Below are 14,429 nucleotides of genomic sequence, written 5' to 3' on the forward strand. Positions count from 1 at the left end.
AGTCACGGCGCAGGCACTCCCAGGCGTTCCCACAGTACCGGCGGGCACTGGTACAGCATTTCCTTGCTGGTCGCGTCCACCGCAACCTGGATGGTCATCGCACGGGTCAGCACCTGGCCGCTTTCCGCATCAAGGATTTCGTACTCGATCTTCAGCCGGTTCTCCCATTCCACGATGCGCGCGATCACGCGCAGCGCCTGGTTGAACAGCAGCGGGCGCACATACTTCACCCGCGCATCGACCACCGGCCACAGGTAGCCCGATTCGAGCATCTGCGGGTAGTCGTAGTCGTAGCGGCCGAGCAGCGCGCAGCGCGCGATCTCGAAGTACTTGAAGTAGTTGCCATGCCAGACCACGTTCATCGGATCGCAGTCATGGAAGGCGGGGGTCAACGCAATCTCGCCAACCCGTTCGATAGCCTCATTCACCGGCATACAGCTCCCAACGTTGCGCGCGGATCTCCACCAGCAGTTCCCGCAGTTCGCGATCCAGCGCGCGGTCTTCTTCAACCAGGGCGATGCGCTGCCCCAGGTCGGCGTACATGTCGGCCAGACTGCCATGCAGCTGCGCGTTCATGCCAACCCGCTCGCGCAGGGCCAGGCCCTGGCGCGCGGCGATCAGCATCGCCGCCACCACCTGTTCGGTCAGCTCGATCACGCGCAGGCAGTCGCGCGCGGCGATGGTGCCCATGCTGACCTTGTCCTGGTTGTGGCATTCGGTGGAACGCGAGAACACGCTGGCCGGCATGGTCTGCTTCAGCGCTTCGGCGGTCCAGGCCGACACGCTGATCTGCAGCGCCTTCAGGCCATGGTTGATGGCCGCGCGCGGGCCGGTGGCCGCCGACAGGTTGGCCGGCAGGCCGTGGTTGTAGCGGGCATCGACCACCAGCGCCAGCTGGCGGTCGAGCAGATCGGCGACGTTGGCCACGGTGTTCTTCAGGGTGTCCATCGCCAACGCGATGTGGCCGCCGTAGAAGTGGCCACCATGCAGGATGCGCTCGCCGTCAGCGTCGATCAGCGGATTGTCGTTGGCGCTGTTCAGCTCGGTCTCGATCAGCTGGCGCAGGAACGGCAGGCTGTCTTCCAGCACGCCGATCACGTGCGGTGCGCAGCGCAGCGAATAACGGTCCTGCAGGCGCTGTTCGTTGCGCGGCGGGCGTTCGCTGTGCAGGTCGCTGCGCAGGCGCGCGGCGATGCGGCCCTGGCCCGGGTGCGGCTTGGCCGCGAACAGGGTTTCGTCGAAGTGGTGCGCGTTGCCATCGCTGGACAGCACGTTGAAGGCGGTCAGGCGGGTGGCCATGCGCGCCAGGTAATCGGCGCGCTGCCAGGCCAGGCAGGCCAGGCCGGTCATCACCGCGGTGCCGTTCATGATCGCCAGGCCTTCCTTTGGCCGCAGCTTCAGCGGGGTCATGCCGATCTTCGCCAGCACCGGGCCGGCCGGTTGCACCTGGCCTTCGAACAGTACCTCGCGCTCACCGCACAGCACCGCGGCCACGTACGACAGCGGGGTCAGGTCGCCACTGGCGCCCACCGAGCCTTCGGCCGGAATCATCGGCAGCACGTCGTGCTGCAGCAGCGTGGCCAGGCCTTCCAGCAGCGGCACGCTGACGCCGGACATGCCGCGCACCAGCGACGCCAGGCGCGCCGCCAGCACCGCACGGGTCTCGACCGGGTCCAGGTAACGGCCCAGGCCGCAGCCGTGGTAGGTGTACAGGTGGTGCGGCAGCTCGGCCACCAGCGCCGGCGGAATATTCACCGTGCACGAGTCGCCATAGCCGGTGGTTACACCGTAGATCACGCCGTCCTCGCGCAGCAGGCGGTCGAGGAAGTCGGCACCGCGCTGGATGTGCGCGCGGAACGCCGGCGCGTCGCTCAGTGCGGCCTCGCACTGGCGCTGGGCCAGGGCAACCACGTCTTCGATGGTCAACGGTGCATCGCCAAAGCGGCACACGGGTACGGCGTCAGTCGTCATGCGGAGCCTGATCCCAGAAGGGGAAGAAATTGAACCAGTCCAACGGGGACTGGATGACCTGGAGTTCCAGCCAGCGCGCGAAGCGCTGTGCCTGTTCGGCCAGTGCCGCGTCGCGTGAGCCACGCGGCAGCACGATGCGTTCGGCGAACTGTTCAAACGCCACGCGATAGCCCTCGCCCTGGTGCAGGCAGGCCATGGTGTAGACCGGGCAACCCAGCGCGGCAGCGAGTACATAGGCGCCGATCGGGAACGGCGCGCGGTGGCCAAGGAAATCGGCGGTGACGCTGCGGCCGCCCTGCACCGGCGTGCGGTCGCCGACGATGGCGACGAAGCCACCCGCCGCCACGCGCTCGGCCAGCATCATCGCCGTGGCCGGGCCCATTTCGGTTACCTGCACCAGTTCCACCGCCGCCAGCGGGTCCAACCGCTGCAGCAGGCGGTTGAAGCGCTGCGCATGCGCGGTGTGCACCAGCACGGTGATGCGGAACCCCGGCACCTGTTCGGCCAGCACCTGGCACAGTTCCAGGCAGCCGATGTGCGCGGTCAGGATCAGCCCGCCTTCGCGGCGCGCGATCTTTTCAAGCACCAGGTCGCGATGCAGGTGGATGCGCTCGGCCGGATAGCGCCCGCCCAGGCCGAGGATCTTGTCCAGCATCGTGTCGGCGAAGGCGAAGAAGTGGCGCAGGCTGTCGCGCCGGGTCGGCGCACGGCCGAGCGCGCCGCTGTGTGCCTGCAACCGCTGCAGGTACTGTATCGAGGCCTGGCGACCGACGCGGTTGCCCAGCCAATGGCAGGCCACCACCGGCCACACGCACAGGCGGAACGGCCAGCGCCCGAACCAGCGGTGCACCCAGCACAGGAACAGCACGCCGGCCACCGACGTGGATTCGCCGATGTCGGCCCAGTGTGGGGCGCCCTGCGCGGCCGCCATCTCAGCACTGCCCCCGCAGGCGGCGCCACAACAGGCGCGGTGCGCGCCAGAGCATGCCGAAGAACAGGCGGGTATGCATGCGGCTGATGCGCACGTTGTCGCGCCACACATCGAAGTGCGACACGCCATCGGCGGGATAGGTCACGCGCGTGGCCAGGTGCTCGACCGGCAGCTGTCGCCAGTACAGGCGCACCATCACTTCGGTATCGAAATCCATGCGGCGGCCGATGGTCTCTTCACCGATCAGGCGCAGCACCGGCGGCAGCGGATACACGCGGAAGCCGCACATGGTGTCGCGCAGGTGCAGCGACAGCGTGTTGATCCAGACCCAGATGTGGGTGGCGTAGCGGCCGTACAGGCGCGCCTTCGGAACACTGGCGTCGTAGGCCGGAATGCCACAGATCACCGCACCCGGGTGCACGCGCGCCGCCTCGATGAAGCGCGGCAGGTCGGCGGTATCGTGCTGGCCGTCGGCGTCGATCTGCAGCACGTGGCTGTAGCCACGCGCAGCGGCTTCGGCGAAACCGGCCAGCATCGCCCCACCCTTGCCCTGGTTGACGTCCAGGCGCAGCAGGTCGACGCCGTGGCGCTGCGCCAGCGAGCGCAGCACCGCCGCGCACGCCTCATGCGAACCATCATCGACCAGCAGGCACGGAAGGCCGGCGGCCTGCACGCCGTCGACCACCGCCGCGATGGCGTGCTCGTGGTCGTAGACGGGGATCACCACCAGTGGCGCGAACGCGGCACCGGCAACGGCCGGGTCAGTCCGCATCGGCGAAAACCACCTTGCCGCTGGCGTGCACACCGTGGCTGGAGGTGTAGCGGAAGGCCAGCACATTGCGCGTGGCATCCCAGTTCAGCTGCAGTGTCAGCTCATCACCCGGGCGGGCCACGTGCTGGAACTTCACCGCATCCATGCGCAGGAATCGGGCCGGCATGCTGAACGCCTGGCGGCCAAAACGCACGGCCCAGTCCAGCTGCGCCACGCCGGGCAGGATCGCCGCCTGCGGGAAATGGCCCTGGAACGGCCGCAGCGCCGGGTCGAGGGTCATGCGCAGGGTGGCGCTTGCAGCGTCGCGGTGCTCCCATGCTGGCACCGGCATCAGCGGCTGGAACAGCGCCGCCAGCGCCGCCTGGGTGACCTTGCCCTGTGCGTTGATCGGCAGCGCCGGCACCAGGCGCCAGCGGCGCGGCCGGGTGACCGCGTCATGTGCCTGTGCCAGGCGCGCACCAAGGCGCTGGCCCAGCGCGCGGCGCGCGGCGTCACCGCCCTCCAGCAGTGCCAGGTCGGCCGGTACCACCACGGCTGCCAGCTGCTCGCGCTGGCCGGACAGGACCAGCACGCGCACGTCGTCCACTTCGGCGTCTTCGCGCAGCGCGCGTTCCAGCGCATCCAGCGAAACGCGGCGCTCTTCGATCTTGACGATGCGGTCGGCGCGGCCCAACAGGCGGAAGCGGCCGTCGGCCAACGCTTCCACGCGGTCCTGGGTGCGCCACCAGTCGAGGGTTTCCAGATGCGCCGAGGCGACGGCCAGGCAGCCATCCTCGATGCGCCACCGCACACCCGGCAGCGGCTGCCACGGCGGCAGGTCGGTGTCCCAGCGGCGCCAGGCGATACCACCGGTCTCGCTGCTGCCGTAAACCTCGGTAGGTGCCACGCCCAGCCACTGCCGTACCTGGCGTGCGGCTTCTTCGGGCAGTGGGCCACCGGAGGAGAACACCGCGCGCAGGCGGCCGTGCAGGCTGGCCCAGTCGAGCTGTTCAGGCAGGCGCTTGAGGTGGGCTGGCGTCGCCACCAGCACCGTATCGGTACCGGCCAGCGCGCCCACCAGGTCTTCGTGGAAGAACCGGCGCGGATGGATCAGGCGGCCGGCGGCCAGTGGCCACAGCACGCGGAACAGCAGGCCGTAGATGTGCTGGTGGGACACCGTGCCATGCACCTGCACGCCCTCCAGCTGCGCGCCGAACGCAGCCTGCAGCGCATCCACCTCGCGCGCCAGCTGGTCCATGCGCTTGTTGATCGCACTGGGTTGGCCGGTGCTGCCGGAGGTGAACACGCACAGCTCGCAGGCACGCTCGTCCAGCACCTGCAGTTCGCCGTCCACGCCAACAGTGGGGGCAACCAGCGGGCGGTAGTCGGCGGAAACATCACCGGCGAAACCGCTCACCTGTGGCTGCAGTGCCTGCAGTGTGGCCGGCAGGTTGTCGGCAGCCAGGAACACCCGCTTACCGGCATGCCAGGCGCCGAACAGTGCCGCAGCGAAGGCCACGGCGTCATCGAAGTACAGGGCCCAGTCGCGGCCATCGGCAGCAGCAAAGGCCGCACGCCAGGCCAGCACCCACTGGCGGAAGCGGGCATGATCGATCAGCTCGCCATCGCAGAGGCCGATGCTGCGCTGCGGCTGCGGGTCCACCAGCAGCCGGTCCAGGGCAATCCACTCAGCCATGGGCGTGCGCTGCCTTGACCCGACGCCGCACCAGCCACTCACCTGCAAACAACACGCCCATCATCACGTACGCCAACAATCCGTTGTAGAGCATCCAGACCCGGTCCGACGCGTAAAGCGCGGTCAGCAGGGCCAGGCTGCCGTTGAGAACGAAGAAGCCACACCACACCTGGGTGACGCGGCGGGTATAGGCCACCGCGAACGCTGGCAGGTCCGGCTCCTGCAACCGCGCCAGGCGTTCCACCAGCGGCGGGCCGAAGCGCAGGCTGGTACCGAACACCGCCAGCATCACCACGTTGACCAACGCCGGGTACAGCTTCAGCGGCAGGGCCTGGTTGAGCACGGTGGCCAGCACGGCCAGCAGGCCGGTACCCGCGGCGGCGGCCCACCACAGCGGCTGGCGCGTACTCAGCGCACGCAGCAGGGCCAGGGTGAACAGCAGCAGCGACAGCCAGCGTGGCTCGAAACGGCCCATCGCCAGGTACACCAGCACCGGGTAGGCCAGCGAGATCGCAGCCACCACGAACGTGCGTGCGCGTGCCATGGCGGAGCCGCCGGCGCTGCGGTCAGGCGGCTGCCTGGTCCGGCAGCAGCCCGTGCACGACATCGACGATGTCCTGTACGGTGCGCACGGCCTTGAACGCTTCCGGCTGCAGGTTGCGGCCAAGCAGCGGCTTGAGCTGCACGATCAGGTCGACCGCATCGATGCTGTCGATGTCCAGGTCGTCGTACAGGCGGGCCTCGGGGGTGATCCGGGCGGTTTCGATCTCGAAGCTGTCGGTCAGGATGCTGACGATGCGTTCGAACAGTTCATTCTTGGTCATGGCAATTCCTGGCGCCGTTACGACTGGCGGGCGGCGACGAACTCGCCGAGCGCGCGCACGCTGGAGAAATGGCGACGGGTTTCTTCCGAATCGGCCGAGAGGCTGACACCGTACTTCTTCTGCAGCGCCAGGCCCAGCTCCAGCGCGTCGATCGAATCCAGGCCGAGGCCCTCGACGAACAGCGGCGCGGTCGGATCGATGTCCTCCGGCGTGATGTCCTCCAGCGAAAGGGAGGAAATGATCAATTCCTTGATCTCGTGCTCAAGTGCTTGCACGGGGCGGCTCTCCAGACAGGTCGAAATAACGAGAAAGGTGCTCGGTAACGCGGCGTGCCGCCAAGGCATCCCCCCTTGGCGAGTCGTCTTCGGCCAAGAAAGGCGCGATCGGGATATCTTCGCCGATCTGCAGCCGAACGTGAAAGCGACGTGAGGGGACACGATACCACTTCTGCCCCTTGGTCAGGGTTGGCGGGGTGCAGGTGATCCGCACCGGGGTGATGTCCAGGCGGCCGCGCACGGCGATGTTGGCCGCGCCCCGCTGCAGGCGCGGCGGCTGTCCGGGCACGCTGCGGGTGCCTTCCGGGAAGATGACCAGGGTGCCGCCGGCCTGCACCGCTGCTACGCAGTCGTCCACCAGGCCAGCGCCATCATCGTTGGAGATGTAGCCGGCCGCCCGCACCGGACCACGCATGAACGGGTTGCAGGCCACGGCCCGCTTGACCACGCAATCGGCGTTGGGCAGCAACGAAATCAGGCAGACCACGTCGATCAGGGTGGGGTGATTGGCCAGAACCAGCAAACCGTCGCGCTGCAGGCGTTCCCGGCCTTCGATCTGCAGGGTCATCACCCCCAGCCGGCACATCAGCCGGACATGGCTGGCAAAGGCGGCCTGGACCACGCGCCGGGCGCGCCGGCGACGCGCCACCGGGTCGCGCATCAGCAGCAGTACCGGCATCACCAGAACGCCGAGCAGCAGCCCGCCCAGGCCAAATGCGACGAAACTGAGACCGGTGCCAAACACCCGCCAGGCATGGTCGAGGCGGCGCAGCAGCTCAGCCACGGCGTCTCCAGCACCAGCGCTGGCCGTGGGCCACGTGTTCCACTGCCGGCGCGCCGGACAACAGGAACCGGTGCAGGTCCAGCGCATGCGGCAGCAGGCCGGGCGGCGTGCTGGCCTGGCCGGTGGCCGGCTGCCACTGCAGCGACAGCGTCGGCCGGCCCTCTGCCGGGGCGGTCATGCGCCAGCACCATGCAAAGAACGGGTCGGGTTCGTCGGCGAACGTCGCGTAAATTTCAGGAAGCGGAGATTCGTAGACCACCACCCGCACCTCGCGGGCGCCATCGGCCAGCAGGCCGACAGCCTCCAGGCACGCGGCCTCGACCGTGGCCTGGCCGGCAGCCAATGCCAGGTAGTTGCCGCGGTGGCCGCGGGCGATGGAGTACAGCGCGGCGATCGCGTTGTGCACGGACAGGCCGAATCCGGTCGGCGACAACGGCTGGTCGCTGACCAGCGCGCCCAGCAGGTCCATCGAACGGGCCACGTCGCCGTGGCGGCTGGCGAACACCAGCGGCACGTCACTGTCGGCACCCTTCCCGTCCTCGCACCAGCACGCGGCCTGGATCGCCATGCGGCCCAACCGCTCGATGCGCCGTCGCTGCATTGCCGGAACCTCCGCCAGTGCCGGCGTATCCCCGCCATGCGGCAGGTACGGCGCATCGGCCCAGCCCAGCCACTGGCTACGCTCGCTCAGGCCGGGCGCCCACGCAGCCCAGTCGACGATGGAGAATTCAATCATTTAGCGTTGGTGCTTCAACGGGAGAACGATAGGCACGAGCCATTACGGCGACGCGCGGCGGCCCCCATTCCTGCAGCCGTGCGTCCGTCCAGGACGTCGCCGGCTGCCCCCCTGGCCGCCGGAAAGGAGCGCACGCTAGCACGTCCCGCGCAGGGTGTGCAGGTTTCACATTCCCCAACGCGGGGCCTGGCAACAGCCGGCCCCGTCTTCAATCGATCAGTGGTAACCGGTGTCGGCGTGCACCTTGCCGCGGAATACCCGATAGGACCAGGCCGTATAGCCGAGGATGACCGGCAACAGAATGACCAGCCCAACCAGCGTGAAGCCCAGCGACGACGCAGGCGCGGCGGCCTGCCACAGGGTCATCGACGGTGGCAGCAGATAAGGCCACATGCCCAGCACCAGGCCGAGGAAGCCGAGCACGAACAGGGCCAGGCTGAGCAGGAACGGCGGCAGGTCACGGCGCGGGTGGGTGGCACTGCGCCACAGCGCAGCCGCCACCGCCAGGGTCAGCAGCGGCACCGGCGAGAGCCACCAGAAGTTGCCGTCGCTGAACCAGCGCGCCATCAGCCGCGAATCGAGGAACGGCAGCCAGCTGCTGACTAGGCCCATCGCCGCGATCACCGCCACCACCAGCGGGCGGGTCATCTGCCGCGCCAGCGCCTGCACGCGCCCTTCGGTCTTCAGGATCAGCCAGGTGCTGCCCAGCAGCGCATAGCCGGCCACCAGCGCGGCACCGGTCAACATCGCGAACGGGCTGAACCAGGCGAACGGGCCCCCCTGATAGACACCGTCCACCAGCGGGATGCCCTGCACCAGGGTGCCGAGGATCACGCCCTGGGCGAAGGTCGCCAGCAGCGAACCGAGGCCGAACGCCACGCTCCACAACCGGCGCGAACGATGCGCCTTGAAGCGGAACTCGAACGCCACGCCGCGGAACACCAGCGCCACCACCAGCAGCAGCACCGGCAGGTACAGCGCCGACAGCAGCACCGCATAGGCCTTCGGGAACGCCGCCAGCAGGCCGGCGCCACCGAGCACCAGCCAGGTCTCGTTGCCGTCCCAGATCGGCGCGGCGGTGTTCATCATCAGGTCCAGCTGTTCCTCGTCCTCGGCAAACGGGGCGAGGATGCCGATGCCGAGCACGAAGCCGTCCAGCACCACGTACATCAGCACGCCGAAGCCGATCACCGCGAACCATGCCACCGGCAGCCAGGTCATCAGGTCCATGTCAGCGCTCCTCCAGCGGTTCGTCGGCGGCCGACAGCGGGCGTGCCGGGGTGTGGCTGCCGTGGTCCAGCGATGGCCCTTCGGCATACGGCTGCGGTCCATGGCGCAGGATCTTCACCAGGTACCAGATACCCCAGCCGAACACGAACGCGTAGCCGACCACATAGACGCCCAGCGACAGCGCCGTCATCCACGCGCTCTGCGGGCCCACCGCATCAGCGGTGCGCAGCACGCCGTACACCACCCACGGCTGGCGCCCCATTTCGGTAACGAACCAACCCGACAGCAGCGCGATGAAACCGCTGGGCAGCATCCAGTTCCAGCCACGCAGCAGCCACGGCGAATCCAGCAGCTTCCTCCGCCACAACTGGAAGGCCGACACCCAGGCCAGCAGCAGCATCAGCGTGCCCAGCCCGACCATGATGCGGAAGGCGAAGAACACCGGCGTCACCGGCGGCCGCTCGCTGGCGGGCACCGAGGTAAGAGGATCGAAGGTGCCGTCCAGGCTGTGGGTGAGAATCACGCTGCCCAGCTTCGGGATGGCAACTTCGAAATCGTTGCGCTCTTCCTTCTCGTTCGGCAGCGCGAACACCACCAGCGGCACGCCCTCGCCTTCCCTGGTTTCATGCCAATGCGCTTCCATCGCCGCGATCTTCATCGGCTGATGCTTGAGCGTGTTCAGGCCGTGCATGTCGCCGACGAAGATCTGCACCGGCACGGTCAGTGCGGCGAACGCCACCGCCGCGACCAGCATGCGACGCCCCGCTTCCACGTGCGTGCCCTTGCGCAGGTACCACGCGCCCACGCCACCGATCACGAAACAGGTGGTGATGAACGAGCCCAGCGCCATGTGCGCCAGGCGATAGGGGAACGAAGGGTTGAACACCACCTGCCACCAGTCCACCGGATGCACGATGCCGTTGACCATCTCGTAGCCGGCCGGTGTATGCAGCCAGCTGTTGGACGACAGGATCCAGAACGTGGAGAACAGCGTGCCCAGCGCCACCATGCAGGTGGAGAAGAAGTGCAGGCGCGGCGAGACCCGGCCCCAGCCGAACATCATCACGCCGAGGAAACTGGCTTCCAGGAAGAACGCGGTCAGCACCTCATAGGTCAGCAGCGGGCCGATGACCGTGCCGGCCACCTCGCTCAGCCGTGGCCAGTTGGTTCCGAACTGGAAGGCCATGACGATGCCGCTGACCACGCCCATGCCGAACGACACCGCGAAGATCTTCTGCCAGAAGAAATACAGCTCGCGCCACACGGGCAGCTTCGTGCGCAGCCAGCGCCATTCGATGAAGGCCAGCCAGCTGGCCGTACCGATGGTGAAGGCAGGGAACAACACGTGGAAACTGATGACGAATCCGAACTGGATCCGGGACAACAACAACGCGTCCAAGGGACGCCTCCTGCCTGTGACCGGTGGGATACCGGACCACTTTAGGAGGATTTCGTTAAGGTGGGATGCGACCGGGTGACGCGCTGCTTCACTTTGTCGCAGGTGAGGCAGGGTGACAGGATGAATGGGCTACAGGGGCTTCAGCAAGGTCAAGGGCGGCTCCCTGGCGATTCGCAGGGCCCGGGGTACCAGTGCGGTCAAGCAGGCCGCCATCACCAGCACGACAGCGCTCGATATCGAGAACCACGGTGAACCTGTGATGCCGTCCTGCGGCGACCCTACCCATTGCAACGAAAACGCGCCGAGCAGGGTACCCAGCGTGGTGAACACTGAAACCTCGAACATGATCTCGGCAAAGATCACTGATCCGCGAGCACCCAATGTCCGTCGAACCCCAATGGAGTGCCGGCGCTGATCAAGCCATGCACCTACAACTCCGGAAACTCCGGCCATCAGCACACCGAGAACAACGGCCGTCATGACCGCGAGCACGGTCGTAGCGAAGCGATCAGCTTTGACGTAGGCGTCGCGATATCCCGCCAGCGTCTCGACACCGGCTGGACTCACGATCCGATAAGGGCGCTGCAGCGCATCGCCAATGCGATCAAGCGAAGAACGATCGACCTCCGACCTCCACTTCACCAGATAATAGCGACTGGCGCCCATGGGAAGGCCTGGAAGCAGCGCCCACTGCGAGTCCCGCTCATTGCCTCCTGGTGCCGGTCCAGCAACAGACGCAAATACGCCCACGATGACCCGGCTGCTGCCGGGGCCGAAATACAGGTGCCGGCCAACAGCACTCTCCGTTCCGAACAGACGAGCAGCCAGCGCTTCACTGATCAGCACTACCGGAACGCCTTCAGCCATGTCGTCCTCTGTGGCATCCCGTCCCAGGACGATTCCCGCGCCCAGCATCGCCAGCAAGCCAGAGCTTGCAGTTGCCACGGGAATGCGATCACATCCAGCTACGTCTGTCGTGCCCGAGTTCATCGAGTACGCCATGGCCGACTCACTGGTGCATACGCCGTATCGATGGGCTCTTCCCCCGAACGGAACAGCGTCGCTCACAACCGTGTCCTGAACACCGGGCAGCCGGATCGCAGACAGGTCTGCCCGCAGCACTGCTGCATCCGCGCCGTCTTCGACATCCGAGACCCTGACCACACCAATCGACCCTGCCTCCCGGATGCTTCCGGTGTTCAATCTGGCGAAGCTGTCCAGCGCGGATTGCAGTGCGAACGCACATGCCAGGCCTGCAAGCGCTGCCTGGACTGCAAGCAGTGCGGCACTTCCCAAGTGTCGTCGGGTCTCCCTCATCGAGTCGAACATTTCAGGCAGCCCCCTTCGCGAAGGCACTCGACAGGGAGCTGACCCTGCAGATTTCAAACGATGGGACCAATGAACAGAGCAACGTCGTGACGACTCCCAGGCCAGCGGCCATCAGCATTGCCCCAGCATGCATCGCCGTTATCGCGCTGGGCAGAACGTCTCCCGCAGCAACCAACCGGATTCCCAGCGTATAGGTGACGACAGCGAGCGCACTGCTTGCGGCTCCTGCCGCGATGGATTCCCACATGAGCTGGATGAACACGTCCCGGCGTCGCGCACCCAGTGCACGTCGTATCGCGAGCTCCCGCCGACGGCGCCCCAGGCTGAAGCTCAGCAGCGCCGCCGCGTTGACGATGCACACACCGAGAAGGATCAGTGACAGCCGAAGCTGCATCCTGGCCCGCTCCGGAACCAATCCCAGCCTGTCCAGCCAATCCATCAACGGCCAGAGTGCCACCTGCTGGGTGCCTGGTTCGATCCGAAGGCCCTTTGCCTGCGCATAGGCATTCAGACTCGCGCGGTAGGCGGCGACATCATCTGCGGTGGGCAGCCACGCCCAAAGTTGAAGCCATGAAACGTTGGCCCCTGCAAGATCGGTGTCCTGGTCACCCCCCCAGATCGCCGTCCCGTCCACAACAGTCAGCTTGTCTGCGATTGCGGTTTCAACCGGCAGGTAGATCTCGTCAGGTTCCACAAACGGCCGGCGTGTGAGATCTCCCTGAAACATCGGCACCGGATGCCAATCCTCCGCGACACCCACAACGGTATAGGTACGTCTGCCCAGTTCCAACGGATGGCCAACGCAGTCCTGCGCACACTCGCGCTCGGCGAGCGCACGCGACAGGACCACTATCCGACTCGCAGCATGCCCCTCCTCAGCGGTCCATGCCCGCCCTTGAACAACGGCAATGCCAAGGACACTGAAGACTTCAGACGTGGCGAACCTCGCACGCAGCCTTGCGCTGAACTCTCCCGGCCGGGAGAGCGTCACTGCCCCCCCCGCCATTGCTGCCTGCTTCCACGTCCGGCCCTGGTTCAGAAGTACCTTCGCGTCTGGCCAGGTCAGTGCCTGGCCCGGATCCGGCGAACCCCTGCGCAGTGCATCTGGACGCGCGTCAAGGTACGGGCGGAACAATGCCGAGCTCCGGCCTGGCGCGGGATCCGACGATGCCTGGAGAACAATGGAGAGCATCACGGTCGTGATCCCTACCCCTGCACCCAGCATGAGAGCGATTGTCAGATGAGTGCCGATTCGTTGCTTGAATCGGGCAAGCGAAAGCTGGATGTAGTAGAGCATCATCCAACTGCATCCGGCGTTGGCTTACTGTCGCACCTGTCCATGTGATTCTCACTCCATATCCGTGGAAGCTGAGAGTCTCTGATTGTGAAACTCCGCCTCAAGCGGAGACATGGAATTTGCAACTTTCCTCAGGAAGCACACGTAGCTCCTGGGTCCTGGATAGAGCGACCGCCACTGATGACCAGATCGACGTGACGGAATCTGACGGAAAAGGCCAACTACCGACGTGGAGACAACGCCCGATGCCTGGAGATCTGATCGGGAGTTGGAGGAAGAAGCGTCCCAAAGCAGGTGCAGACGTCAATGTTCTCCTAGACCCAGAAGTACCAGACAGCCCCCGCCACCAACGCTCCCAGCAACACCACCTGCACCACCACATAGCCCACGCCACTGTCGCTCGACTCAGCGGTAATGCGCTTCTGCAGCGCCTCGCTCACATCCGGCGTTTCTTTCTGCTGCGCCTGCTCACGCAACGCCTGCACCAGCGCGCGCTTTTCCGCATCGCGAGGGTCGGTCGGTGGGTTCACAGCAGCTCTCCGGCGGTGGCATGCCGCGTCAGTTCCTGCTTCAGGACCTGGCGCGCGCGGTGCAGGTGGCTCTTGATGGTACCGCGTGCCAGCCCGGTCACCTGTTCGATCTCGGCCAGATCGAAATCCTCCAGGTAGTGCAGGCCGACGATCAGGCGCTGCGGTGCACTCAGCCGTTCCAGTGCCGCGCCGAGCTGACGACCGGCCTGCAGCGCCTCGCTCAACTCGGCCGGTCCGGGGCCTTCATCGCCGATCCCCAGTTCCTCCGGCACCTCCACCGCCACCATCCATTGCGCCTCCAGCCGCCGCCGGCGCAGGTGCTGCAGTGCAGTGGTGTAGGCGACCCGGGAAACCCAAGTGCGCAGCGAGGATTCAAAACGGAACCGGTGCAGCTGGCGGAACACGGCCAGGAAGGTTTCCTGCAGCAGGTCGGCGACCTGGTCGCGGTCGCCCACCATGCGTCCGATCACATGCGCGCAGGTGCGCTGGTGGGTCTCCACCAGCTGCGCGAAGGCCGACTGCGAGCCATCGATGATGGCCCGCACCAGGGCCTGGTCCGCGTCCAGCGGTTCGGCGGGTGCTGCCGTCGCCGCTGCATCGTGGCGGCGACGGCCCCGCAGTGCCGACAACGCTTCGCCGAGCAGGCTCATCCGCGGGGCGCCCCCTGTGCCCGTGG

16 protein-coding genes are annotated in these 14,429 nt (G+C 66.8%); all 16 read right to left on the bottom strand.

All coding sequences use genetic code 11. The features are described 5' to 3' along the window. Nucleotides 1-2: 2 nt before the first annotated feature. A complete protein-coding gene (locus tag ACZK4H_RS21245) occupies nucleotides 3-434 on the bottom strand; it encodes an acyl-CoA thioesterase (protein ID WP_019336783.1) in 432 nt (143 codons plus the stop codon). Beyond that, entirely contained in the window at nucleotides 421-1,971 is a 1,551-nt protein-coding gene (locus ACZK4H_RS21250; protein WP_099551762.1) for an HAL/PAL/TAL family ammonia-lyase, read from the bottom strand. Before ACZK4H_RS21250 ends, ACZK4H_RS21245 begins: the two co-directional genes overlap by 14 nt. Next, nucleotides 1,961-2,902 carry an LpxL/LpxP family acyltransferase gene (locus ACZK4H_RS21255; protein WP_099551763.1) on the bottom strand — a complete coding sequence of 314 codons (942 nt, stop codon included), beginning with the start codon at nucleotides 2,900-2,902 and terminating at the stop codon, nucleotides 1,961-1,963. Before ACZK4H_RS21255 ends, ACZK4H_RS21250 begins: the two co-directional genes overlap by 11 nt. A gap of 1 nt (nucleotide 2,903) precedes the next feature. Beyond that, a complete protein-coding gene (locus ACZK4H_RS21260; protein ID WP_099551764.1) occupies nucleotides 2,904-3,674 on the bottom strand; it encodes a glycosyltransferase family 2 protein in 771 nt (256 codons plus the stop codon). Beyond that, nucleotides 3,664-5,349 carry an ApeI family dehydratase gene (locus ACZK4H_RS21265; protein ID WP_099551765.1) on the bottom strand — a complete coding sequence of 562 codons (1,686 nt, stop codon included), beginning with the start codon at nucleotides 5,347-5,349 and terminating at the stop codon, nucleotides 3,664-3,666. Before ACZK4H_RS21265 ends, ACZK4H_RS21260 begins: the two co-directional genes overlap by 11 nt. Beyond that, nucleotides 5,342-5,893, bottom strand: coding sequence for a COG4648 family protein (locus tag ACZK4H_RS21270; RefSeq protein ID WP_049431675.1), 552 nt, complete (start codon nucleotides 5,891-5,893; stop codon nucleotides 5,342-5,344). The genes ACZK4H_RS21265 and ACZK4H_RS21270 overlap by 8 nt, the downstream gene beginning before the upstream one ends. A gap of 22 nt (nucleotides 5,894-5,915) precedes the next feature. After that, nucleotides 5,916-6,173: an acyl carrier protein gene (locus ACZK4H_RS21275; RefSeq protein WP_005411609.1), complete on the bottom strand. Its 258-nt coding sequence runs from the start codon at nucleotides 6,171-6,173 to the stop codon at nucleotides 5,916-5,918. 17 nt (nucleotides 6,174-6,190) lie between these two features. Further along, complete coding sequence (locus ACZK4H_RS21280) at nucleotides 6,191-6,448, bottom strand: phosphopantetheine-binding protein (protein ID WP_005411610.1); 258 nt, start codon at nucleotides 6,446-6,448, stop codon at nucleotides 6,191-6,193. After that, on the bottom strand, nucleotides 6,435-7,232 hold the full coding sequence (locus ACZK4H_RS21285) for a lysophospholipid acyltransferase family protein (protein ID WP_099551766.1): 798 nt from the start codon (nucleotides 7,230-7,232) through the stop codon (nucleotides 6,435-6,437). The genes ACZK4H_RS21280 and ACZK4H_RS21285 overlap by 14 nt, the downstream gene beginning before the upstream one ends. After that, the gene (locus ACZK4H_RS21290; protein ID WP_099551767.1) at nucleotides 7,225-7,968 is read right to left on the bottom strand and encodes a beta-ketoacyl synthase chain length factor; all 744 of its coding nucleotides are present in this window, start codon (nucleotides 7,966-7,968) and stop codon (nucleotides 7,225-7,227) included. The genes ACZK4H_RS21285 and ACZK4H_RS21290 overlap by 8 nt, the downstream gene beginning before the upstream one ends. A 216-nt stretch (nucleotides 7,969-8,184) precedes the next feature. Continuing rightward, on the bottom strand, nucleotides 8,185-9,198 hold the full coding sequence (cydB, locus tag ACZK4H_RS21295) for a cytochrome d ubiquinol oxidase subunit II (RefSeq protein ID WP_005414876.1): 1,014 nt from the start codon (nucleotides 9,196-9,198) through the stop codon (nucleotides 8,185-8,187). Nucleotide 9,199: 1 nt separating this feature from the next. Further along, entirely contained in the window at nucleotides 9,200-10,597 is a 1,398-nt protein-coding gene (locus ACZK4H_RS21300; RefSeq protein ID WP_099551768.1) for a cytochrome ubiquinol oxidase subunit I, read from the bottom strand. A gap of 129 nt (nucleotides 10,598-10,726) precedes the next feature. Further along, the gene (locus ACZK4H_RS21305; RefSeq protein WP_099551769.1) at nucleotides 10,727-11,926 is read right to left on the bottom strand and encodes an ABC transporter permease; all 1,200 of its coding nucleotides are present in this window, start codon (nucleotides 11,924-11,926) and stop codon (nucleotides 10,727-10,729) included. Nucleotide 11,927: 1 nt separating this feature from the next. Beyond that, a complete protein-coding gene (locus ACZK4H_RS21310) occupies nucleotides 11,928-13,226 on the bottom strand; it encodes an ABC transporter permease (protein ID WP_099551770.1) in 1,299 nt (432 codons plus the stop codon). A gap of 311 nt (nucleotides 13,227-13,537) precedes the next feature. Next, a complete protein-coding gene (locus ACZK4H_RS21315; RefSeq protein ID WP_478473033.1) occupies nucleotides 13,538-13,753 on the bottom strand; it encodes a hypothetical protein in 216 nt (71 codons plus the stop codon). Next, nucleotides 13,750-14,403, bottom strand: a complete 654-nt coding sequence (locus ACZK4H_RS21320; protein ID WP_099551772.1) for an RNA polymerase sigma factor — start codon at nucleotides 14,401-14,403, stop codon at nucleotides 13,750-13,752. Before ACZK4H_RS21320 ends, ACZK4H_RS21315 begins: the two co-directional genes overlap by 4 nt. Between the last annotated feature and the right edge of the window lie 26 nt (nucleotides 14,404-14,429).

This window comes from Stenotrophomonas sp. 78350_Sma (assembly GCF_056482105.1).

What these genes read in the sequence shown, in the direction of transcription:
- ACZK4H_RS21290 (WP_099551767.1), bottom strand. Translation starts at nt 7,968, where the DNA reads ATGATTGAATTCTCCATCGTCGACTGGGCTGCGTGGGCGCCCGGCCTG.
- ACZK4H_RS21255 (WP_099551763.1), bottom strand. Translation starts at nt 2,902, where the DNA reads ATGGCGGCCGCGCAGGGCGCCCCACACTGGGCCGACATCGGCGAATCC.
- ACZK4H_RS21275 (WP_005411609.1), bottom strand. Translation starts at nt 6,173, where the DNA reads ATGACCAAGAATGAACTGTTCGAACGCATCGTCAGCATCCTGACCGAC.
- ACZK4H_RS21265 (WP_099551765.1), bottom strand. Translation starts at nt 5,349, where the DNA reads ATGGCTGAGTGGATTGCCCTGGACCGGCTGCTGGTGGACCCGCAGCCG.
- ACZK4H_RS21250 (WP_099551762.1), bottom strand. Translation starts at nt 1,971, where the DNA reads ATGACGACTGACGCCGTACCCGTGTGCCGCTTTGGCGATGCACCGTTG.
- ACZK4H_RS21245 (WP_019336783.1), bottom strand. Translation starts at nt 434, where the DNA reads ATGCCGGTGAATGAGGCTATCGAACGGGTTGGCGAGATTGCGTTGACC.
- ACZK4H_RS21270 (WP_049431675.1), bottom strand. Translation starts at nt 5,893, where the DNA reads ATGGCACGCGCACGCACGTTCGTGGTGGCTGCGATCTCGCTGGCCTAC.
- ACZK4H_RS21320 (WP_099551772.1), bottom strand. Translation starts at nt 14,403, where the DNA reads ATGAGCCTGCTCGGCGAAGCGTTGTCGGCACTGCGGGGCCGTCGCCGC.
- ACZK4H_RS21305 (WP_099551769.1), bottom strand. Translation starts at nt 11,926, where the DNA reads ATGTTCGACTCGATGAGGGAGACCCGACGACACTTGGGAAGTGCCGCA.
- ACZK4H_RS21260 (WP_099551764.1), bottom strand. Translation starts at nt 3,674, where the DNA reads ATGCGGACTGACCCGGCCGTTGCCGGTGCCGCGTTCGCGCCACTGGTG.
- cydB (WP_005414876.1), bottom strand. Translation starts at nt 9,198, where the DNA reads ATGGACCTGATGACCTGGCTGCCGGTGGCATGGTTCGCGGTGATCGGC.
- ACZK4H_RS21310 (WP_099551770.1), bottom strand. Translation starts at nt 13,226, where the DNA reads ATGATGCTCTACTACATCCAGCTTTCGCTTGCCCGATTCAAGCAACGA.